3 protein-coding genes and 1 pseudogene are annotated in these 2,479 nt (G+C 63.6%); all 4 read left to right on the forward strand.

Annotated elements, in window-relative coordinates; genetic code table 11:
- Positions 1-131 (forward strand): annotated as a pseudogene (locus tag WA317_RS17245) (4-hydroxy-2-oxovalerate aldolase); the annotation flags it as partial.
- Between the two features lie 87 nt (positions 132-218).
- Positions 219-497 (forward strand): hypothetical protein, encoded by a 279-nt coding sequence (locus WA317_RS17250; RefSeq protein WP_425174188.1) that lies wholly within the window; start codon positions 219-221, stop codon positions 495-497.
- Positions 498-595: 98 nt separating this feature from the next.
- On the forward strand, positions 596-1,735 hold the full coding sequence (locus WA317_RS17255) for a hypothetical protein (RefSeq protein ID WP_425174189.1): 1,140 nt from the start codon (positions 596-598) through the stop codon (positions 1,733-1,735).
- Positions 1,736-1,737: 2 nt separating this feature from the next.
- Positions 1,738-2,479: SDR family oxidoreductase (locus tag WA317_RS17260; RefSeq protein ID WP_425174190.1), on the forward strand; the 742-nt coding region annotated here is incomplete at its 3' end.

The raw sequence follows: 2,479 nt of genomic DNA on the forward strand, positions 1-2,479 counted from the left end.
CGGCTCACCAGCTGTTACACCGGGCGGGTCAGCGCAAGCTCATCGGCGGTCAGGAAGACCAGTTGATCGACATCGCGCTCGAGATCAAACGCGAACAAGCCGCGAGCGGGCAGGAAACCGTCGCACACTAGCTTCACAGCTTCGGCAAAGGCAGCGGTGATGCTGTCGCGGGTAACCTCGATACATCGAAGGAAAGCCGCTGCCAAAAGGAGCATCTGATGACCACCCTTTCCAGACGCCTGCTCGCGGGTGGACTGCTCAGCGCCGCCGCCTCGGTGCTGGTTGCATTGCCCTCGGCGAGCCCGGCGAGCGCCGCTTGTGATGATCAGACCGTGGGTAATTCGATCGACTCGTATCTGCAGCGGCATCCCGACGTGCACCAGCAACTACAGGCGAAGTCTGAGGCCGAGGGCGGTGGCCCCAACGTCATCGACTACCTGAATCGGCATCCGGATGTGCGGCAGCACCTGATCGACCTGTCGCAGCAGTGCGCCTAGTAGTCAGGTAGCGAGTGGGCGTCGTCCGCGGGCGCTCACGCCAGCACGCGGTATGTTCGCCATTGACGGATAATTAGAACACGTTCTAGCGTCTAGGCGTGTCCTCACCTTCCTTCTCCGAGCCGCTGGTCTCCGCGATCGCCGAAGCCGAAGAACTGGTGGCCGCCGCACCCCACATCGAGACCGAAGCCGACCTGCTCGAGGGACTGCAATATCTCGCCGGGTGCGTGGCAGCGTGCACGCACATGGTGTTCGACTGCGAGCGGGACCACCCGTTCCTGCTGTCGGGCACCGGGCCGTTCACCAAGATGGGCCTGGACAACCCCGACACCCTGTACTTCGGCTGTCGGGTGCAGCCCGACCGCGACTACCTGGTCACCGGAATCCGCGGGACCACCACCGACCTGAGCTTTCAGGTGCTCGGCGGTGAATACACCGACGACAATGTGCCGGCCAGCCAAGCGGCTTTCGACGACCGTGAACTGGAGATCGCCGACGACGGATCCTTTCAGTGGCAGGTGCGGCCCACCAGCCCCGGTCAACTGGTGATCCGCGAGGTCTACGGCGACTGGTCGCAGCGGCGCGGCACCGTGGCGGTTCAGCGACTGGACACCGCGGGCACCGCACCGCCGCCACTGACCCGCCAACTGATCGAAAAACGTTATGCCTCAGCGGCAAAGCAGTTGGTCAACCGCGTGAAAACCTGGTTGCAGTTTCCGCAGTGGTTCTACCTCGACATCCCGGTCAACACCCTGGTGGCGCCGCGGCTGACGCCGGGCGGTCTGGCGACGCAGTACTCCTCGGTCGGACATTTCGACCTGAGTCCCGATCAAGCGCTGGTCATCACGCTGCCGGTGAGCGACGCGCCGTACCTGGGCTTTCAGCTGGGCAGTCTGTGGTACATCTCGCTGGACTACATCAACCACCAGACATCGCTGAACGCCACTCAGGCGCAAGCGGATCCGGACGGCAAGGTCCGGATCGTCGTCGCCGACCAGAATCCCGGCGTCACCAATTGGGTGGAAACCCTGACCCATCGCCGTGGCTTCCTGCAGTTCCGCTGGCAGCGGGTTTCACGCAAGCTCACCGACGCCGACGGTCCCAGCATCGAACTCGTCGACACCGACGCGGTTCCGGCAGCCCTGCCGTTCTACGAACAGAACAAGATTTCCGAGGATGCCTGGCGCGACCGAATCGCACAGCGTCAGAGCCAAATAGCGAACAGGATGCTGGGGTAGCGATGGCCGGGATGCTCGATGGCAAGGTAGTGGTGATCAGCGGTGTGGGCCCTGCGCTCGGAACCACGCTGGCGCGGCGATGCGCCCAGGACGGTGCCGATTTGGTGCTCGCTGCGCGTACCGCCGAGCGGCTCGATGACGTCGCCAAAGAAATCACCGACTCCGGTCGGCGCGCAGTCGCGGTCACCACCGACATCACCGACGACGAGCAGGTGCAGAACCTCGTCGAGGCCAGCCTGGCGGCCTACGGCAAGGTCGACGTGCTGATCAACAACGCGTTCCGGGTGCCATCGATGAAGCCGTTGGCGGACACCACCTTTCAGCACATACGCGACGCCATCGAACTCACCGTGTTGGGCGCGCTGCGACTCATCCAGGGCTTGACGCCTGCACTCGCGGATGCGAACGGCTCAATCGTCAACGTCAACTCAATGGTCATTCGGCACTCGCAAGCCAAATACGGCGCCTACAAAATGGCGAAGTCGGCGCTACTGGCGATGTCCCAATCGTTGGCCACCGAACTCGGCGAGCAGGGCATCCGCGTCAACTCCGTTGCGCCCGGCTATATCTGGGGCGATACGCTGAAGAGTTACTTCAGCCACCAAGCCGGTAAGTATGGCACCTCGGTGGAGGAGATCTACGCCGCGACCGCCGCCAGCTCCGACCTCAAGCGGCTGCCGACGGAAGACGAAGTTGCGTCGGCGATCCTGTTCCTGGCCAGCGATCTGTCGAGCGGCGTTACCG

It is taken from the genome of Mycobacterium sp. (assembly GCF_049802695.1).
Lineage (GTDB): Bacteria > Actinomycetota > Actinomycetes > Mycobacteriales > Mycobacteriaceae > Mycobacterium.

What these genes read in the sequence shown, in the direction of transcription:
- WA317_RS17250 (WP_425174188.1), top strand. Translation starts at nt 219, where the DNA reads ATGACCACCCTTTCCAGACGCCTGCTCGCGGGTGGACTGCTCAGCGCC.